We start from the raw sequence: 18495 nt of genomic DNA, 5'->3' as shown, positions 1-18495 counted from the left end.
TGCTTTTATACATATTCGCTGAAATGTCTCCCTTTTCCTGTTATTTTTTCTATTGTCAATGGATTGTTTTTTATACCGAGACTATTGTAGTCATGATTTGAGTTTAAGCTTATTTTTTGGACAGAATTAATTGGATAGGGGTCTAATTTCTTCCCTTTTGCTCTTACTCTCTCATGATATTGCATATATTGGTATTGTGTGATTGGTGCAATATAGCCCATTTTTCTCACCCCAAAAAAGTTTTTTCATTTCTCTCTACCCATTTTAATTAATTGTAAACATTTTTTATAAAAAAATAACTGCCCATTGTATGAGCAGCTATTTTTTCAAATTATTTTTTATTCATCATTTGGCTGATGGCACCTAAATCAAGTTTACTTCCATCTTGGATGATTGTTTGGACCATTTTGTCTTCCAGCTCTTTTGGTACTGGTTTATTAGCCAATTCAGATACTCTTTTAATGATTCCGCGTACTGTTTTTTCATCTTTAAAATTAGCGTTTTGCAACGAATTAGCTAATTCAAAGATATCATTCATATTTACTCCAGTCTTCTTTTCAATGTTTTTAAAAAATTGATTTTCCATTACTTGCCGCTCCCTCCCTTTCATCTGTATATGATATGAAGGTACATATTAATAAGTGAAATGAGAGGAAAAAAAGGACGGAATACCCAGATAAGATGTACTCCGTCCCTTACGTTTTAGAAGCAAAAGCTGGCTCCTACAATGATTAGCAAGATGAACAATACAACAATCAAAACAAACGCATTCCCGCCATAGAAGCCTCCACCGTAGCCACCATAACCGCAGCAGCCACCGAAACCTCCGAAACCGCCATATCCTCCATAACCAAACATAGACTTTCACCTCACTTATGTTATATCCCTAATAAATTATGTGAGGTAATTGAAATCTGTATGGGCATTTACATTGTAATGCAAAACTTTCCCAACTTTATCCTTTCGGCTTAAATAAAAGAGCTCCGATAAAACCGAAAACGATTGCGGCAGATATTCCAGAAGAAGTAACTTCAAACATTCCTGTCATAACTCCTACTATCCCATGTTTTTCAGCTTCCACCATCGCTCCATTAACAAGGGAGTTTCCAAAACTTGTGATGGGAATTGTTGCCCCTGCTCCAGCAAAATCAATAAGGGGTTCATAGAGGCCGAGCCCTGCCAAAATAGCCCCTGCACTTACTAAAATGCTTAAAGTATGAGCTGGCGTTAATTTAGCTGCATCAAACATTAATTGACCAATCACACAGATTAAACCACCAATCACAAATGCCCAAAAGAACATAGCAAGCATATTCTTCACTCCTTCTTTATATATGTCTAATTAAACTCAATCGCTACTGCGTGAGCTATACATGGTATAGTTTCTTTTTGCTGGAAAGATAATGGCGACAGTAGTGCTCCCGTTGCTACTACTAAAATTCGTTTGTATACACCTTTTGCCATTTGGTTAAGTAAGTGTCCGTACATGACGGTTGCGGAGCATCCTGGACCGCTCGCACCGGCAAAAACTTCTTGCTCGGGGGTGTAAAGAAGTAATCCACAATCTTGGAATTTTTGTTCCTGAATAGCTACACCTTTTTCTCTAAACAGCTCCAAAGCTGTATTTCTTCCAATTTCTGCAAGATCTCCAGTGATGATTAAATCATAATAAGAAGGATCCACTTTTAAATCAAATAAATGACGCTGAATGGTATCAACTGCCGCTGGTGCCATTGCTCCACCCATATTAAAAGGGTCCGACAATCCTAAATCAATCACTTTCCCGATAGTCGCTGCAATAATCCTTGGATGAGGATTTTCCAGATTTTCATCTGTTCCTACTAGACCAACACCAGCACCTGTTGCTGTCCACTGTGCGGTTGGAGGTTTTTGACCTCCGTATTCAGTAGGATAACGAAATTGCTTTTCAGCTGAAGCATTATGACTTGCCGCTCCAGTAAGAATGCGCTTAGCTCCCCCATTATTTATGATCATGGCTGCAAGGGCAAGTCCTTGCGTGGACACAGCACATGCGCTGAATAAACCTAAATGTGGAATTTGATTTGTTCTTGCTGCAAAACTAGTAGGAGTGATCTGATTGATTAAATCCCCTGCAAGAAAAAATTGAATTGCATCTTCCTTAAACGCTTTTTTTCTTAATGCAATCTGTACGGCGTCCTCCAATAAAACTCGTTGGGCTTTTTCATATGAGTCTTGTCCCATCCACAAATCATCATGGAATTTATCGAAATCACTTGCAAGTCGGCTATCCTTTTCAAAAGGGCCGCCTACAACTCCTGTAGAGAGGATGACTGGCTTGTTTTGAAATATCCATGTTTGTGAACCGGTTAGCATTAGAATCCCCCCCACTGGGAAATGAAGGTTTTAATGAGAGCTACTACGAATGCGGAAAAAACACCAAAAACAATAACGGAACCAGCAAGTTTAAAAATATTTCCTCCCACACCGAGGACAAATCCTTCTGTACGATGTTCAATCGCTGAAGAAATTACTGCATTTCCGAATCCTGTAACTGGTACAGCACTTCCTGCTCCTCCAAATTGTCCGAGCCTATCGTATAAACCGAATCCTGTCAAAAGCATTGCAATAAAAACCATTGTAGCAACAGTCGGATTACCCGCTGTCTTTTCTGTAAAATCAAAGTAATAAATATAGAAATAAGTAATGGCTTGGCCAATTAAACAAATTGTCCCGCCAACAAAAAAAGCACGAATACAATTTTTTAATATTGGTCTCTTAAGCTCATGCTTTTTTTGCATTTGATCATATTTAATTTGTTCAGGAGTTTTTGTTTTATTTTTTTTAGCCATTTTTATGTCATTTCCTTCTTTAATTTAATAATTTTATTCAAACGCTTTTTTGCTTCTTTATTTGATAAATTATCGTATTCTAATTCTTCTTTTAATCGAATAGCTTCAAGAAAAATTTTATAGTCACTAGACACGATGAATGAATGATCAGGAAATTTCTTTTTTAATGACTTTGTTAAATCTTTTTCGATTTTTTTCATTCGAAATCGTTGAAGATGTTTTACTTTGTAGCTTACAAGGATATTATGATCCCCTTCTAAAACGGCAACATCGTAAATTGAATCCTTCTTTTTGACTTCTTCTCTTACTTGGAACGCTATGGAATCATCCTTCCGCTTATAGTTGATTTCAATCGGTGCAGGCTGTGTTTTCTTTATTAATGATAATTTGCTTTTTTGTTCATCAGGTTGATTAGAACATGCGCCAGTGAAAAAAATAGCACATATAATAGTGGAAATCATTATTTTTTTGATCATGGACTCCTCCCAGTTTATAAGCCTAAGGAGTGTACAGATCACACTCCAGTGCAAAAAATAAAGTAAGGTTATCAATATTTTTCACTACATTTGATAAATTATGAATGATTATGTTAAGAAAAGCGCAAGCACCACCTTGCCCATCGACGTACAGGCCCACAGAATGTGGGTCCGTCGACGTTGCCACAGGAAGTGGCGGTTTTAGTCGACGTTCCTATTAGGGCCTTCGACTGAATAAAGGAAACACGGCGAGGTTGGGAAAGCGTAGGGCGCTCGAATAAAGAAGGAAGGCTAATTACGCACCATCCTGTTGCAACACCTTCCTGACCCGCATCCTACGTGCCTCCGACAAGCAAATGCTCTGAGGCAAAAAAGTCTGATCTTTGACTTTTATTGACTCAGGTTATTTGATCTCGAGGGCCTGGCGCCTGATGCTAGACAAGACGAGCCGATGTTGACTTACGCAAAAGAGAAGGACAAGAAGTTTGCTAGTCGATAGGTGCTGGAGCTAGACACTAATAGTCTTACCTAAAAATATAGACCTATAAAAAAGTTATATTTTTTTACTGTTTAAAAAGAATAAGGATGACTCTATAGAGTCAATCCTTATTCCATTCATATTCACTTAATAACCTCTAGGCTTTTTTATCGGTTTTCCGCATCCACAACCGGATTTTCTTGGACGGGTTGGTCCTATTGGTCTTGGCCTTCTAGGTGGTCTTTGCATGTAAATCACTTCCTGAATTTTTTTAAATCCAACCTTCTACATTTTATGAAATGTTTGGCGCATGTGTTTTTAAAAAGGGCTAAATTAATCTTTTATGAGAATTTGGATAATCGATTCAAATATTGCTGCCATTCCTGCTAGAGCAAAAATTATGAGGATTGGATCCACAATGAATGAAAAAAACCATTGAAAAATGAACACTGCTGTTGCTACCCATATTCCTGTACACCAATAGCAGCTAATCAGCTTTCCGATCCAACCACGCAATCCCTTTTCACGTGGCACCAAATACGTTTCTTTTTCACCTAAAAGATTAGTTTCTTCATATTCCATTAAAAATGGGGCTCTAATGAAAGCTGTTATTTTGTCAAACACAATTAGTCTCGTAACCCGAAATATAGCTAGACTCATTAATACAAATTTGATCCATGAAATATCCATTTTCTCAGCTCCTAACCTGCCTATTTTCCCAAAATGGGGCGTCTGTCCGTAACTCATTTGGCTACTACCTAATATGTTAGTAGTGTAAATGAATCATTTTAAAGATAAGGAGGATATAATCCATGAGTTTTGAAGAGATGGAATCAAGTGAAGTGCTTGAAACCAGTTCCAATTCGGGGTGCGGATGCCGGCTTAACTGTGTGTGTCAAGTAGTCCGTGCCATTAAGGATATTCAAGATGAAGCAGTGGAAGAAGAGTGCCTTCCTTGCACATCCAACTGTTTTGTTGAACCTCTAGGTGAATTAGCACTTCCAGCCCGCCAACGTTCTGATACTCGTGTTTTTACTTTAACTAATAAAAACGGAGAATTATTTAAAGCATTATTTAAAGGTACCGCTGGAAAATGTGTATCAGTATTTTTTAGAGTCGAAGACATTTTCGATAATTGCTGCGCCACATTACGCGTGTTAATTCCTTTAAATGGCCAAACAGTTGTAAATTTATTTCCTAATGGAACACTTAGCTACGAAGCACTTTGTTCAGTAAATAACTGGGCTTCAAGCAATAGCTGTATAACAGTTGATCTACATTGCTTCTGTGCAGTTCAATGTATTTCCGATGTTAATCTTGGCATTTGTGAGGTCTAATAAGAAATGGGGCAAAATATGCCCCATTTCTTATTACGTTTTATATAAAATTTTTATTGTTTGTAGTTCTTTTACATCAATCTCGTCCATGTCACCTTGTAGGTTTTTAATAAATATTCGATTATTTTCATACTTACTTAATGTACCTTTATATTGTTGTTTTTCCGTAATGAATTCACATGGGAAGGGTTGCTGACTGCTTGGAAATCCTGATAAGTATTCTAGTTTTTCCTTAATTGACATATCTCTAAAGGGTGTTACCAAGTTCAAATTCCAAGTCTTTCTTGAAGGCGTATTTCTACGAAAATAGTCTGCAGCATTTATAGGTTTTTTAATTTCTTCTTGCTTTTCTTTGGGTATATCTTGCACTACTTCTATTTCCTTTTCACTGTCTATAGGAGGAAGAGTAAAACTTTGCTTTTTTTCCACCTCCTTTGGAAATATTTTTTCCAAGTCTATTGTATCCGTTATCTCCTCTGATAAAAAAGAGTCTTGCATCTTTCTTTCAGGCTGTTTGAATTTTGGCTGATGGATGTATAATAAAGGCTCCTCTTTAGTTCCTTCCTTATTATTCTCCATGAAGGAGCACCTCCGTTCTTCTTACTTCGTTTTATATGTATGCATAAAAGAGCCTAAGGTTTCCAAAAAAGGAACAAAAGCGCAAGCGCCTGTTCAGCTACGTACAGGCGCACAGGAAGTGGGTCCGTCGATCCGTCGATGTTGACTTATAGTAGAAAGAAACCTAAATTGGCTAGTCGCTGGCTACTTGCTAGGCTGGAACTATCTTCTTAATTTTTCCACAAGTCCCCAATTTTTCAATTTCCTAAAGCATAAGAAAAGCAGCTGACACTCATTCGTGACAGCTGCTTACATTTTATATAGCTAAAATGTGGAACCCTGAATCTACATGTATACTCTCACCCGTAATACCGCGTGATAGATCACTAAATAAGAATAACGCCGTGTCACCAACTTCTTCAGGTGTTGTCGTTCTACGAAGCGGTGCCCTTTCCTCAATGTCTTTTAATATGCTATTGAAGTCACTGATTCCTTTTGCAGATAGCGTTCTAATTGGACCTGCAGAAATGGAATTGACTCTTATTCCGTGTTTTCCAAGATCACTCGCTAAATACATGACACTTGCATCAAGGGAAGCTTTTGCTACACCCATTACGTTATAGTTCGTAACAACTCGCTCCCCACCTAGATACGTTAATGTTACAATACTGCCGCCATCAGGCATAATATCAAGATTTTGCACTGCTTTCGCTACGGCAGTTAGTGAATATGCGCTAATATTTTGAGCTAATAAGAATCCATCTCTCGTTACATTTAAATAATCTCCACTTAACTCTTCCTTATTTGCAAATGCGATACAGTGTGCGATACCGTGGATAGGACCGACAGCTTCTTTTATTTGAGTGAAGCATTGTTCGATATCTTCATCTTTAGTAATATCACAAGGAAGTACAAGTGATTTTTCTCCTTCTAATGAATCAGCAAGTTCACGGACACTTTTTTCAAGACGCTCGCCTGCATATGTAAATATTAACTTCGCACCGGCATTATGAAGCGAACGAGCAATCCCCCAAGCAATGCTGCGTTTATTGGCTACTCCCATTACGACAAACGTTTTTCCATTTAAAGAAAGATTCATTTAATCATCCCCTTATTATCAGTCTAAAAAGTTTTTACAAGTTATTAGTACCTAGTCCTAATCATACATGATAACTTTCAAAATTGTAAAGTATGATTGATAAAGGATTACCTCTCTAAATGTTATACTGGAGTTCTTTCATTAAATGATCCACATATTCTTTTGATCCAGTCACAATTAATCGATCTTCCATTTGCAATTCGGTATCTCCGTGAGGAACTAAAGAATCATTTCCCCTAAATATTCTTACGACTATGACATCACCCATAAACGGAAATTCTCTTAATGTCATATGTGCATAATGACTATTCAGCATCATTATTTCATATAATGCTGTTTCACCATTCGTCATGATTTGTGCCACTTTTGGCGATTCTATTAATGCTTTTAGTAAAGCTGTGGTAGACAAAATAGTTGAAAATACTTCGATTTCATATTCCTTTAACTGCTTTGCCAATTCAGGGCTTTCGATTCTCGCAATCACTCTTTCAATCCCACTTTTCTTTGCTTCAATAGCTAAAGCTGCATTTTGCTTTTCATCGCCAGTTGACATAAACATAATATCTGAATCAAATACACCTGCTTTTTTTAACTCGAGGTTTTCATAATCTTGGATGTACACAATATTAAAGATTGAGTCTGAACTTTGCGTTTCTACCTTCTCCAATTTTTTATGATAAACGGTTGAGTCAAATTGTGTATCATTTAGTTCTTTAGATACTGGTAGAGTCAATTGATTTGCTCCTATTAAAGCTAATTTAAGTTTTCGTTCATACCCATTTTCTTTCGGAAACCATTTTTTAAAGAAAATCGGAGTAATGATACATGAGATTACTGCAACTAATATAAATGTTCCACTCATTTCAGGTGTAATTACATCGATCCGCTCTGCAATTTTCGCTGCAGCAATGACAAGGGACAATGTAGACGTAAGCAAGAAAGCGGAGGCTACAACCGTTTTTGTATCATACCATTTTCTTAATATGAATACTGGAAAGATTTTTGAAGCTAGAAGTGCTACTAATAATAACGGAATTAAAAGCAATAAATTTTTATCACTTAAAAGTGACCATAAATCAAGTTCAACACCAACCATTACAAAGAAAATGGGAATTAAAAATCCATACCCAAATGAATCGAGCTGCTGCACCAATTCTTGTCTCGGATTTAATAAAGACACTAATGTTCCGGCCAAAAAAGCGCCTAAAATATTTTCAGCACCTACAGATTCTGATAACGCCACGAGGACGATAATTAATGTAAAAATAGCTCTCGTTCCTATTTGCACGGTTCCAGTTGATAATCTCTCAATAATTGGACGATTTTTAAGTCGACTGCCAATCACATATAGTATCAGCCCTGTTGCAAATAAAATAAGTAATAGCCACATATTCCCTTCACTTTCGCTGGAAACAGATACAAAAATGGCAAGTAATATCATCGTGACAAGATCCGCAATAACAGCAACGAGTAAAATAATTTGGCCAATTCCCGTTTTTAACACATTTGCTTCCTTCAAAGTAGGAACAACGACACCTAATGATATAGTTGAGATAATTAAGGTCATTAAGAAAACATTTTCAATCAATCCAATTTTTACAAATAAAAAAGACAATCCAATTGATAAGATAAAAATACCGAAGAAAATAATCAATGAAACAGCTAATCGATTAGGTTCCAATTTTCCACTTGGCAGTACTTTTTTCTTTTTATTCGTTTTAAAAGCGGAGAAGTCAATTTCCAACCCGCTTAAAAACATTAAAAAGATAAATCCTAGAGTCGAGAGCGTATTTAACCATGAACCGTCGTGTACTAAATTCAGTCCACTTTTACCAATAATTAAGCCCATAATGATTTCAGCAATGACAACTGGCAAAAATGTAAGACGGAATCGGTGCAATAAGAATGGAGTTATAAATGCCACAACTAATACAATAACGAGTGATAGCAGAGAAGAATCCTGTTCCATAAGGTGTACCAACTTTCAATAAGGTTGTTTCAGTTTACTAGTGAATTAAATAATTCATAAACATCGTTGCCAAACCAAAATATATGAGAATGGAAGTCATATCATTCATCGTCGTAATGAATGGACCCGAAGCGACGGCGGGATCAATTTTAAATTTATGCATCGCCAATGGAACTAGTGAACCCGCTAAAGTAGCTACAAACAAAGATGCAAGTATAGCGATCCCTACAAGAAAGCCTAGTAATAGTTCCCCTTTCCATACGTATACAATAACAGATACTAAAACTCCGCAAATCGTTCCTGTGATTAATCCTGTACCTGATTCTCTCATAATGAGTTTAAATTTACTTGCTTCTTCCAGTTCTCCAGTTGCAATTCCCCGGACTGCAACGGCCAATGCCTGTGTCCCTGTATTCCCCGCCATACCAGCAATAAGAGGAATAAAGACTGCCACAATGGGTACTTTACTTAAAGTATCTTCAAATTTTCCGATAAGACTTGCAGTGAACATCCCTAAAAAAAGCAAAATGATTAGCCATGGAAGTCTCTTTTTTGCAGCAGCAAAGGGATTTTTATCAATAGTGTCCATGTCGGAAACACCGGCAAGTTTAGAATAGTCATCCGATGCTTCCTCATCAATAACGTCGATAATATCATCGACTGTAATGATTCCAAGTAAATGATTTTGAAAATCAACTACTGGTAGAGCAAGTAAATCATAGTCTCTCATCTGTTTAGCGGCTTCTTCCTGGTCAGCACTTACAGAAATGGAGACAATCCGATCAAACATTATGTCTGAAATCATCGTATCATCACTGCTAATAATTAAATCGCGCAGAGAAATGACTCCGACAAGCCTGCCATCCTCATCTATTACATAAACATAGTAAATGGTTTCAGCTTTAGGTGCTTCCTTTTTTAAAATATACATAGCTGAACGGACCGTTTGATTTGCTGAAATAGCAATAAATTCCGTCGTCATAATACTTCCTGCTGTATATTCCTCATAATGAAGCAAGCCTTTTATTTCTTGAGCTGCCGTATGGTCCATGATAGATAAATAACTGGCAGTTTGATCCTTATCCAAGTTATTTAAAACGTCAACGGCATTATCGGTGAACATATTTGCAAGCATATCTGCCGCATATTTTGGATCCATTTCCGCTAAAATATCTTTATATTCATGATCCTCTATTTCGAGCATTTCGAAAAAGTCGGCAAGCTCTTTTGGAGATAAAAAATTATAAATTTTTATTCGATCATCTGGGGATAATTTGAAAAAAAATTGTGCTTGGTCATATGGGTGAAGAGTCAGGAACTCCTCTCGAAATCCAAGAATATCATCTTTATTTATTGTGGTATTAAGAAGTTCTTCATTGATTTGGCTATTTATATCGTATTTGTTATCCAATTTGACTCCTCCTCCCCTTTTGTCTACACTATCCTAACAAATCTATATACTTTTGTCGCTACAAAATTGAAAGAAAATATACATCATTCGATATTATTTTTATATTGTGAGGTGAATGGTTTGAATATCGATATTATTGGAGATGTACATGGATGCTATGATGAGTTTGTCACGCTTACAAAAAAGATGGATTACTCGTGGGCAAGCGGTATTCCTACCCATGCAAAGCGGAGAAAAATAGCTTTTGTTGGTGATATAACAGATCGTGGACCCGATTCTTTAAAAATGATTAAAGTCGTTTGGGAACTATGGAAATACCATGGGGCCTATTACGTTCCTGGGAACCATTGCAATAAATTATATCGCTATTTTCTTGGAAGGAACATACAGATCACACATGGATTAGAAACAACTGTTGCAGAACTTAATGCACAATCACAAAAAGAATGGAATCATTATAGGAAAATGTTTACAGATCTTTATGAAGCCTCTCCACTTTATTATGTCCTTGACGATGAAAAACTCGTTATTGCACACGCTGGGATTAGAGCAGATTATATCGGTAAAAACAATAAAAGTGTAAAATCATTTGTTTTATATGGAGATGTGACGGGAGAAACCCTTCCTAATGGAATGCCTGTTCGCCGTGACTGGGCAAAACATTACAAAGGGAAGCCCTTCATCGTATATGGACACACTCCAGTACGCGAGCCCAGACTTATAGGAAAAACGATAAATATAGATACTGGAGCCGTCTTTGGTGGAAAACTGACAGCTTTCAGATATCCCGAAATGAAAACAATCTCTGTTCCTTCAAGTATGCCGATTGTCCCTGAAAAATTCACAAATTTCCCTTCGTAAGAAGTGTTTCCATATCCATTGGAAGCGGGGAGGAAAAAGAAAGTTTTAATTGTTTTATAGGTTGTATAAAATGTAATTCTTTGCAGTGCAAGGCTTGGCGATTAATGAAGGCTTGATTGCCGCCGTATAAATCATCGCCAAGCAAAGGATGCCCGATATAAGCCATATGCACTCTTATTTGATGTGTCCTGCCCGTTTCAAGTTCTAATCTTATATGGGAAAATTGAGGATAATTCTGAACTACTTTATAATGAGTAACTGCCCTTTGCCCGTCCATCCTTACTTCCCTTTCAATTATACTGGATGGATTTCTTCCAATCGGAGCATTGATACAGCCTTCCTGTTTATGAAATCCATTTTCCGCAAATGCCTCATAATATCTTTTAATCTTTCCTTTTTGCTGCTGTAAACTTAGTAAATGATGGGCATGGCGATGTTTTGCAATAAGCACTAAACCAGATGTATTGCGGTCCAATCTTGTTACAATATGTACTGCTGAAACATTACCTGTTCGTTCATAATGATGTACAAGTGCATTGGCGATACTTCCTGACGGATGATCTCGGGATGGAATTGTACTCATAAAAGCTGGCTTTTCTAAGACAATAATATCTTCGTCTTCATAACAGATTGAAAGAGGAATGTCTTCCCCTCTCATCTTTTCATTTAAATCTTCTGTTGGAAATTCGACAACCAATTCATCGGATTCTTTAAGAAGATGAAGAACATTTTGTTCTTGCCCATTTACTTTTATCGAACCGCCAGAAAATTTAATGTCAGTTAATGCCCGCTTCGATATGCCTTTAGATTTCAAAAATTCTTTGATGATTTGACCAGCACCACTTTTATCAATGGTCCATTTTAATGAATACGGACTCATATATTAATCTCCATCTGAAATAAATGAGTCATGAACCCTTTTCCAAAATGGGAAAGGACGGAATCTCGCAAATCGTATTTTTTCTTCTGCCACTCGAAATTGAATAGACTTTACGTCACGGTGCATAACGGTTAAATGATCGACGGTTACATGAAAATCAAATGTTTTAACCGGTTTTAAAACAAGAGTATGATGTTCTGGTAATATAAGCGGTGAGCCAACTGTCCGGAATACTTTATTATTAATAGATGCCATTTCTGCAAGCTGTATGGAATGAAGAGATGGATGAATAATTGCACCACCTAATGCTTTATTATATGCTGTACTTCCTGATGGAGTAGAGACACATAATCCATCGCCTCGAAAACGTTCAAAATGATCACCACGAATTTCCACGTCCATAACAAGTGTTCCAACAAGACTTTTAACTGTAGATTCATTTAATCCTAAATATCGTGTTTCTTTCCCGCCATGACGATAACGAATCAAAACTTCTAGCAGTGGGTATTCAACGATTTGATATGGAGTTTTCGCAATCGCTATTACAAGTTTTTCAATCTCGCTAGGCACCCAATCGGCATAAAAGCCAAGATGACCAGTATGTACACCAACAAAAGCTGTTTTATCCAGTCTTGAACTATAACGGTGAAACGCATAAAGTAACGTACCATCCCCACCAACGGAAATAACGATATCCGGTTGATCTTCGTCATAGACCATCTCAAAATCCTGCAAATACGTTCTCATCTTATGCATTAACGCATTGGATGTTGGATTTCCTTTCGATGTGATCGCAAATTTCACTGTTCTCATCCTTTCTTACTAAGTTAGTGATTATCAGTTTTTTTCCTCCAACTTTTTAACGGCTTCTTTATTTTTCGTAAAATAAACTTGCGCTTCTTGAATTTCCTCTTTAATTTGCGACATTTCCTCATCTAGACGAAAGGCTGCCTCCGCCGCGCTTTGCAGCCTTTTATTAATCTCTTCAGGGAATTGACCTTTATATTTATAGTTAAGCGAGTGCTCAATTGTAGCCCAAAAGTTCATCGCAAGTGTCCGGATTTGAATTTCCGCCAATATTTTCTTCTCGCCGCGTATTGTTTGGACAGGATATTCTATCACAACGTGGTAAGAACGATATCCACTTTGTTTTTTATTAGAGATATAATTGCGTTCCTCTACAATTCGGAAATCATTTCGCTGTCTGAGCAACTTAACAACTGTTTCAATATCGTCCACAAATTGACACATCATTCTTAGACCTGCTATATCCTGCATTTCAGACTCTATTTTATCAAGTGGTATATTTTTTTGTTGTGCCTTATCCAATATGCTTGCAATTGGCTTTACCCGCCCAGTTACAAATTCAATCGGCGAATGTATATGTTCAAGCTCAAATTGGCTTCTCATTCCTTTTAATTTAATTTTCAATTCGTCTATCGCTTGTTTATATGGAGCTAAAAATTGATCCCAGTGGTTCACCAAAAAGTCACCTCAATTAGAAAGAATTACCTCTTTTATTTTAGCATAAACAATTATTTCTTAAAGATTGACTATCAACAATTATTGAAATCAATCCTAATTACGGTAATAATAAGATTAGACATATGTGGAAGGATGGCTAAAATTGTCTAGAAATATTGAAATCGAATTTAAAAATATAGTTACGGAGGCAGAATTCCAGCTTCTGTTGAAAGCCTTTCATATTTCAAAAGAAATGTTTTTCTCTCAGACAAATCACTATTTTGATACAAAGGATTTTGCTTTAAAGAAATTAAATGCGGCTTTACGTATACGATCCTTGCCTGAAAAATATGAGATAACATTAAAAAAGCCCTTAGAGGATGGACTTTTGGAAATCAATGACTATATTACTGAAGCAGAAGCAAAAGCATTTATAAACGATGCTCTTCTGCCAAACGGGGAAGTTAAAGACGAAATACAAAAAATGAATATTCCTATAGATAAATTTATACTTTTTGGGACACTCCGGACAGATCGTTCGGAAGTGGAATACGAAAAAGGTCTTCTCGTATTTGACCACAGCTTCTATCTTGGCAAAGAAGACTTCGAAATAGAATATGAAACTCAAAATCGCGAAAAAGGCGAGAAGATATTTTATCATTTACTAAAAAAATTTAACATTGAGATTCGAAATGCCGATAATAAAATAAGCAGGCTATATCATGCATTATAAGAAAAGCGCAAGCGCATTGCTCATCGACGTACAGTCCCACAGGATGTGGGTCCGTCGACGTTCATTTTCGACCTTCGACTGAGATAAAGGAAACACGATGAGTCCACGAAAAGCGAATGGCGCCTGTATAATGAAGGAAGGCTAAGGGCGCAACGTCCTGTTGCAACGCCTTCCTGACCCGCGTCCTGCTGGCCTCCGACAAGCAAATGTTCTGAGGCAAAAAAGTCGCTCTTTGACTTTTTATGACTCAGGTTATTTGACCTCGAGGGGCTGGCGCGAGTAGCTGGACAAATAGGACGAATCGATGTTGACTTACGTAAAAGAGAAGGACAAGAAGTTTGCTAGTCGATAGACGCTGGAGCTGGACAGCAAAAATCTAAATTCAAAAAGACTATAAAAAACTTATACTTTCTTAGCTTACCGAGAAAGAAGGATGTTATGACATGAATACACTTGGCCAATTAAAAACGATACTTGATATTCAGCTAATAAAAGGATTTTCGGGTGCAAGATCTAATTCACTACTTAATGAAGAAAGTAATTCTTTTGCAGAATTGTTACAGCAAACCGTGATGAACTCTGTTAACGCTCCTGCTTCGCAAACTTTCAATACGAATACGTTGGGTGCCGTTTATCAAATGCAAATAGGCAGTCTTCCCGTGTTTGCTAATTCAAGTGCTTTTCCAATTTCGTCAGGCTCAAATGCAACTAATACTACTATCCCAGAAAATTTAGAGGCAATCATCCAGAAAGCATCTGAGGTGTATAATCTCCCTGCTAAGCTCATAAAATCTATCGTTAAGCATGAATCAAATTTCAACTCTGCAGCTGTTAGCCACGCTGGAGCATCAGGATTAATGCAGCTCATGCCACAAACAGCAAAAGGTCTTGGCGTTAATGATATCTTTGATCCATTGGAAAATATTATGGGCGGAAGTAAGTATTTACGGAATATGCTCGACAAATATGACGGGAACCTTGTCCTAGCACTTGCGGCCTATAATGCTGGACCAGGAAATGTTGATAAATATGGAGGCATTCCTCCATTTAAAGAAACACAAAACTACGTTAGGAAAGTTACCGAAACATTTTATAGCTAAATAATATACACACTGCCCAGTAATATTGGGCAGTTTTTTATTTTACTTCTACATTCAGTGCTATTTGTTTGAGTTATTCTGTACTGGTTGCTACAATAAATATACAATTTTAGATAAAGGAGCGATTCATATGGTTGAGAAACGTATGAAGCCGTATGACGCATTTGGTGCTAATAAAATACTAAATACTAAAGTCCTAGCTAAAAGAGACCATGACATACTACCTGTAACAAAAGGTGAATGGTCTTGAATAAACAACGGTCAGCAAATAAACAAACGCATTACATGGACAATAAGCCTATGGAAATTTATTTGTTTATCGACCCTTTTTGTGCGGAATGCTGGTCACTTTCTCCAATCATCAACAAGCTTCAAATTGAATACGGAGATTATTTCACACTTAAGTACGTTTTATGTGGAAATCTAGCAGTATGGAATAAAAGAAGTGGAAATCTGGGGAAAAAGAATAATACGTACCAATCCCAAAACGAACAGCGCTCCTATACACCTCATTTAGCAGCCATAAGCATTAAAGCGGCTGAACTACAAGGAAAAAAAGCTGGGATTCGATTTATTCGAAGACTGCAAGAGTTGCTCTTTGTAGAAAATGCCGATATTACAGATATAAATGTCATTCAACAGTGTGCCAAACATGTCGGGTTAGATTTAGAAGAATTCATACGTGATGTGTACTCACAAAGTTCAGCAAAAGCATTTCAATGTGACTTGAAAATTTCCTCAGAGATGGAAGTAAATGAAATGCCTGCTATGGTTTTTTTCAACGAGAATATTGAAGATGAAGGGTTAAAAATTACTGGCCTTTATTCATACGATATTTATGTTCAACTTTTAACTGAAATGCTGGAGAGATTTCCAAAACCCGCTGAGAAACCTCCGCTTGAATTGTTCTTAACCAATCATCCTATAATGGCATCAAAGGATCTCGCCTTAATCTATGATGTACCAGTACAGCAAATAGAAAAGCAAATGAAGAAATTACAATTGCAACAAAAGGTACAAAAAATCCATGCGAAAAACGGAAGCTTTTGGAAGTACAACATGAATTGTCTTTAATTATATCGATACCAGGTTATTCAGCCTGGTATCTTTTTATTTGACCGTGCATTGAAAATTCAGTATTACCGAATATTTTTAGGCATATAAATTATTAAATACTATAAGAAAGGAGACGGAGACCTGCGAAAAGTAGTCATTTGTTTGATGGTCGCTTTTATCTTTGTCTGCTTTTTCATTAATATCCTTGGTTTGATGAATTTAATTCCGATTTATATTACATCTCCCCTACTTTTTATTGCGTTGCTTATCTTATTGACTTTCATTAACAGCAGAAATAAGTTTCGCGGCTTTCATAAGTAAAAGCTGCTCCCTAAAAAAGAGAGCAGCTTAATATTTGTATTTTATTCTCCTAATAATTGCTCCATTTCGGCAAGCTTTTCTTCAAATACTTTGCAAGCTGCTTCAATTGGTGCAGCAGTCGTCATATCGACTCCTGCTTTTTTCAATACTTCAATAGGGTAATCAGAGCTTCCAGCTTTTAAGAACTCGATATAACGAGTAACCGCAGATTCCCCTTCTTCAAGAATTTGGCTTGATAATGCAGCAGCAGCACTGAAGCCTGTTGCATATTGATAAACGTAGTAATTATAGTAGAAATGAGGGATTCTTGACCATTCCAATCCAATTTCTTCATCAATATGAATATCATCTTCGCCAAAATATTTCTTATTTAATTCATAATATTCCCTTGTCAACATATCTGCTGTCAAAGCTTCTCCATTTTGAGCTTTTTGGTGGATAATATGTTCAAATTCTGCAAACATTGTTTGACGGAAAACAGTTCCACGGAATCCTTCTAAATAATGGTTAAGCAAATAAAGTTGCTCTTTCTTGTCGTTAGTACGTTTTAACATAAAGTCACCTAGCAGTGCCTCATTACATGTAGAAGCAACTTCCGCAACAAAGATGGAATAATCCCCATATGGATAAGGCTGTGACTTTCTTGTATAGTAACTATGGACACTGTGGCCAAACTCATGTGCAAGCGTAAATAAATTGTTTACATTGTCCTGCCAGTTCATAAGAATATAAGGATTTGTCCCATAGGCACCAGATGAATATGCTCCACTCCGCTTGCCTTTATTTTCAAATACGTCAACCCAGCGATTTTCAAATCCTTCTTTAAGAATATTTGTATATTCTTCTCCAAGTGGAGCCAGACCTTCAATAACTAAATTTTTGGCTTCCTCATAAGGGATGTTCATTTTCACATCTTTTACTAAAGGCGTATAGAGATCGTACATATGCAATTGATCAACACCGAGTACTTTTTTACGAAGCTTTACATAGCGATGCAATAAATGCAGGTTCTTATTAATTGTCTCAACTAAATTGTCGTATACACTTTCTGGTATATTATTTGCAGAAAGTGCAGCTTGTCTTGCAGACTTATAATTTCTAGCTTTTGCATAGAAATTATCCTTCTTAACAGCTCCACTCAATGTACTGGAAAATGTATTACTGAACTTGCCATACGTTTCATACACTTTCTTAAAAGCTTCCTCACGTACTCTTCGATCAGAGCTTTCTAAAAAACGAATATAATTACCGTGAGAGATTTGAACATCTTTCCCATCCTCATCTTTTATAACAGGAAACTCTAAGTCCGCGTTGTTCAACATTCCGAAGGTTGTACTGGATGCACCTAAAACTTCAGATGCTTGTGCAAGAAGGGCCTCTTGTTCAGCTGATAACACATGGCCTCTTTGCAAATTAATTTCTTCCAATGCCTTTTTATATAACTGAAGATCTTTATTTTCCTCTAAGAACTGAGAAATCCTGCTTTCTTCCATATCCAAAACTTCAGGTACAATATAAGAAAACTCACTCGCTAAAATAGAATATAAGCTTTCAGCTCGCGCATTGAAACCTTGGTAGTGAGAATTCCCTGTATCTTGATCGTAACGCATATGTGCATATGTATAAAGCCTTCCCATTCGCTCTGATACTTTTGATTGGAAATCAAGGGCTTCAAATAAATTATCCGCACTTTCATTTAGTTTTCCTTTAAATTGACCTGCATCTTTTAACTGTTCTTTTATATCATCATATTCTTTTTCCCAAGCTTCATCTGATGAAAAAATATCTTCTAGTCTCCACGTCATATCCTCCGCTATTTCGGAACGTGAAGGAAGTGTTTTTACTTCTGTTTCGTCGGCCATTGCCATCCTCCATTCATTATCACTCTATCTCTTTCGTCAATCGAAAGGTATTAGCACTT

Annotated in this window: 21 protein-coding genes; 5 read left to right on the top strand and 16 right to left on the bottom strand. The window is 36.8% G+C overall.

The window, feature by feature from the left end:
• Positions 1 to 5: 5 nt before the first annotated feature.
• From KHA97_RS01140 to KHA97_RS01105, 8 genes are all read right to left on the bottom strand, one after another.
• Entirely contained in the window at positions 6 to 221 is a 216-nt protein-coding gene (locus KHA97_RS01140; protein WP_213122966.1) for a hypothetical protein, read from the bottom strand.
• A 110-nt stretch (positions 222 to 331) separates the two neighbouring features.
• The gene (locus KHA97_RS01135) at positions 332 to 586 is read right to left on the bottom strand and encodes a stage VI sporulation protein F (RefSeq protein WP_213122965.1); all 255 of its coding nucleotides are present in this window, start codon (positions 584 to 586) and stop codon (positions 332 to 334) included.
• Between the two features lie 116 nt (positions 587 to 702).
• Positions 703 to 858 (bottom strand): YjcZ family sporulation protein, encoded by a 156-nt coding sequence (locus KHA97_RS01130; RefSeq protein ID WP_213122964.1) that lies wholly within the window; start codon positions 856 to 858, stop codon positions 703 to 705.
• A 97-nt stretch (positions 859 to 955) separates the two neighbouring features.
• Complete coding sequence (gene spoVAE / locus KHA97_RS01125; protein ID WP_213122963.1) at positions 956 to 1312, bottom strand: stage V sporulation protein AE; 357 nt, start codon at positions 1310 to 1312, stop codon at positions 956 to 958.
• A 26-nt stretch (positions 1313 to 1338) separates the two neighbouring features.
• A complete protein-coding gene (gene spoVAD / locus KHA97_RS01120; protein ID WP_213122962.1) occupies positions 1339 to 2355 on the bottom strand; it encodes a stage V sporulation protein AD in 1017 nt (338 codons plus the stop codon).
• Positions 2355 to 2831, bottom strand: a complete 477-nt coding sequence (spoVAC, locus tag KHA97_RS01115; RefSeq protein WP_213122961.1) for a stage V sporulation protein AC — start codon at positions 2829 to 2831, stop codon at positions 2355 to 2357. The genes spoVAD and spoVAC overlap by 1 nt, the downstream gene beginning before the upstream one ends.
• 2 nt (positions 2832 to 2833) lie before the next feature.
• Entirely contained in the window at positions 2834 to 3307 is a 474-nt protein-coding gene (locus tag KHA97_RS01110) for a sporulation protein (protein ID WP_233713271.1), read from the bottom strand.
• Between the two features lie 811 nt (positions 3308 to 4118).
• Positions 4119 to 4475 carry a DUF1360 domain-containing protein gene (locus KHA97_RS01105; RefSeq protein ID WP_213122960.1) on the bottom strand — a complete coding sequence of 119 codons (357 nt, stop codon included), beginning with the start codon at positions 4473 to 4475 and terminating at the stop codon, positions 4119 to 4121.
• Positions 4476 to 4597: 122 nt separating this feature from the next.
• Between KHA97_RS01105 and KHA97_RS01100 the strand changes: the two genes are divergently transcribed.
• Positions 4598 to 5122 carry a CotY/CotZ family spore coat protein gene (locus KHA97_RS01100; protein ID WP_213122959.1) on the top strand — a complete coding sequence of 175 codons (525 nt, stop codon included), beginning with the start codon at positions 4598 to 4600 and terminating at the stop codon, positions 5120 to 5122.
• A gap of 33 nt (positions 5123 to 5155) precedes the next feature.
• Here the strand turns inward: KHA97_RS01100 and KHA97_RS01095 are convergent, their stop codons facing one another.
• The 4 genes from KHA97_RS01095 to mgtE all read right to left on the bottom strand — a co-directional run bounded on the left by KHA97_RS01095 (position 5156) and on the right by mgtE (position 10141).
• Positions 5156 to 5701: a CotO family spore coat protein gene (locus KHA97_RS01095; protein ID WP_213122958.1), complete on the bottom strand. Its 546-nt coding sequence runs from the start codon at positions 5699 to 5701 to the stop codon at positions 5156 to 5158.
• A gap of 295 nt (positions 5702 to 5996) precedes the next feature.
• Positions 5997 to 6779, bottom strand: a complete 783-nt coding sequence (gene fabI, locus KHA97_RS01090) for an enoyl-ACP reductase FabI (protein WP_213122957.1) — start codon at positions 6777 to 6779, stop codon at positions 5997 to 5999.
• Positions 6780 to 6894: 115 nt separating this feature from the next.
• Positions 6895 to 8748 (bottom strand): monovalent cation:proton antiporter family protein, encoded by a 1854-nt coding sequence (locus tag KHA97_RS01085; RefSeq protein ID WP_213122956.1) that lies wholly within the window; start codon positions 8746 to 8748, stop codon positions 6895 to 6897.
• A gap of 37 nt (positions 8749 to 8785) precedes the next feature.
• A complete protein-coding gene (gene mgtE / locus KHA97_RS01080) occupies positions 8786 to 10141 on the bottom strand; it encodes a magnesium transporter (RefSeq protein WP_407657999.1) in 1356 nt (451 codons plus the stop codon).
• Positions 10142 to 10279: 138 nt separating this feature from the next.
• Between mgtE and prpE the strand changes: the two genes are divergently transcribed.
• A complete protein-coding gene (prpE, locus tag KHA97_RS01075; protein WP_213122954.1) occupies positions 10280 to 11020 on the top strand; it encodes a bis(5'-nucleosyl)-tetraphosphatase PrpE in 741 nt (246 codons plus the stop codon).
• Here the strand turns inward: prpE and KHA97_RS01070 are convergent.
• The 3 genes from KHA97_RS01070 to KHA97_RS01060 are packed head-to-tail and all read right to left on the bottom strand — an operon-like array spanning position 11001 to position 13382.
• Positions 11001 to 11900, bottom strand: coding sequence for an RluA family pseudouridine synthase (locus KHA97_RS01070; RefSeq protein ID WP_213122953.1), 900 nt, complete (start codon positions 11898 to 11900; stop codon positions 11001 to 11003). The genes prpE and KHA97_RS01070 overlap by 20 nt on opposite strands.
• A 3-nt stretch (positions 11901 to 11903) precedes the next feature.
• The gene (locus tag KHA97_RS01065; protein WP_213122952.1) at positions 11904 to 12704 is read right to left on the bottom strand and encodes an NAD kinase; all 801 of its coding nucleotides are present in this window, start codon (positions 12702 to 12704) and stop codon (positions 11904 to 11906) included.
• A 33-nt stretch (positions 12705 to 12737) separates the two neighbouring features.
• On the bottom strand, positions 12738 to 13382 hold the full coding sequence (locus KHA97_RS01060) for a GTP pyrophosphokinase (protein ID WP_213122951.1): 645 nt from the start codon (positions 13380 to 13382) through the stop codon (positions 12738 to 12740).
• 145 nt (positions 13383 to 13527) lie between these two features.
• Here KHA97_RS01060 and KHA97_RS01055 point away from each other — a divergent pair, with 145 nt between their 5' ends.
• The 3 genes from KHA97_RS01055 to KHA97_RS01045 all read left to right on the top strand — a co-directional run bounded on the left by KHA97_RS01055 (position 13528) and on the right by KHA97_RS01045 (position 16271).
• A complete protein-coding gene (locus KHA97_RS01055) occupies positions 13528 to 14097 on the top strand; it encodes a CYTH domain-containing protein (RefSeq protein WP_213122950.1) in 570 nt (189 codons plus the stop codon).
• 443 nt (positions 14098 to 14540) lie between these two features.
• Positions 14541 to 15197: a lytic transglycosylase domain-containing protein gene (locus tag KHA97_RS01050; RefSeq protein WP_213122949.1), complete on the top strand. Its 657-nt coding sequence runs from the start codon at positions 14541 to 14543 to the stop codon at positions 15195 to 15197.
• Between the two features lie 246 nt (positions 15198 to 15443).
• A complete protein-coding gene (locus tag KHA97_RS01045) occupies positions 15444 to 16271 on the top strand; it encodes a ClpXP adapter SpxH family protein (protein ID WP_407657968.1) in 828 nt (275 codons plus the stop codon).
• A gap of 344 nt (positions 16272 to 16615) precedes the next feature.
• On the opposite strand, the gene pepF is transcribed toward KHA97_RS01045, so the two are convergent.
• Positions 16616 to 18436, bottom strand: a complete 1821-nt coding sequence (gene pepF / locus KHA97_RS01040) for an oligoendopeptidase F (RefSeq protein ID WP_213122947.1) — start codon at positions 18434 to 18436, stop codon at positions 16616 to 16618.
• Positions 18437 to 18495 lie beyond the last annotated feature (59 nt).

Origin of the sequence: Lederbergia citri (assembly GCF_018343625.1) — a bacterium.
Classification (GTDB): domain Bacteria; phylum Bacillota; class Bacilli; order Bacillales; family Bacillaceae_C; genus Lederbergia; species Lederbergia citri.
Note: the sequence above shows the minus strand (reverse complement) of the source record. Positions and strands in the feature narration are given on the sequence as shown.

Excerpts from the sequence above, each read along its gene's own strand:
- KHA97_RS01095 (WP_213122958.1), bottom strand. The coding sequence starts at position 5,701 with ATGGAGAATAATAAGGAAGGAACTAAAGAGGAGCCTTTATTATACATC.
- KHA97_RS01140 (WP_213122966.1), bottom strand. The coding sequence starts at position 221 with ATGGGCTATATTGCACCAATCACACAATACCAATATATGCAATATCAT.
- KHA97_RS01130 (WP_213122964.1), bottom strand. The coding sequence starts at position 858 with ATGTTTGGTTATGGAGGATATGGCGGTTTCGGAGGTTTCGGTGGCTGC.
- KHA97_RS01070 (WP_213122953.1), bottom strand. The coding sequence starts at position 11,900 with ATGAGTCCGTATTCATTAAAATGGACCATTGATAAAAGTGGTGCTGGT.
- pepF (WP_213122947.1), bottom strand. The coding sequence starts at position 18,436 with ATGGCCGACGAAACAGAAGTAAAAACACTTCCTTCACGTTCCGAAATA.
- fabI (WP_213122957.1), bottom strand. The coding sequence starts at position 6,779 with ATGAATCTTTCTTTAAATGGAAAAACGTTTGTCGTAATGGGAGTAGCC.
- KHA97_RS01135 (WP_213122965.1), bottom strand. The coding sequence starts at position 586 with ATGGAAAATCAATTTTTTAAAAACATTGAAAAGAAGACTGGAGTAAAT.
- KHA97_RS01100 (WP_213122959.1), top strand. The coding sequence starts at position 4,598 with ATGAGTTTTGAAGAGATGGAATCAAGTGAAGTGCTTGAAACCAGTTCC.
- KHA97_RS01050 (WP_213122949.1), top strand. The coding sequence starts at position 14,541 with ATGAATACACTTGGCCAATTAAAAACGATACTTGATATTCAGCTAATA.
- spoVAD (WP_213122962.1), bottom strand. The coding sequence starts at position 2,355 with ATGCTAACCGGTTCACAAACATGGATATTTCAAAACAAGCCAGTCATC.
- spoVAC (WP_213122961.1), bottom strand. The coding sequence starts at position 2,831 with ATGGCTAAAAAAAATAAAACAAAAACTCCTGAACAAATTAAATATGAT.
- KHA97_RS01085 (WP_213122956.1), bottom strand. The coding sequence starts at position 8,748 with ATGGAACAGGATTCTTCTCTGCTATCACTCGTTATTGTATTAGTTGTG.
- KHA97_RS01105 (WP_213122960.1), bottom strand. The coding sequence starts at position 4,475 with ATGGATATTTCATGGATCAAATTTGTATTAATGAGTCTAGCTATATTT.
- spoVAE (WP_213122963.1), bottom strand. The coding sequence starts at position 1,312 with ATGCTTGCTATGTTCTTTTGGGCATTTGTGATTGGTGGTTTAATCTGT.
- KHA97_RS01110 (WP_233713271.1), bottom strand. The coding sequence starts at position 3,307 with ATGATCAAAAAAATAATGATTTCCACTATTATATGTGCTATTTTTTTC.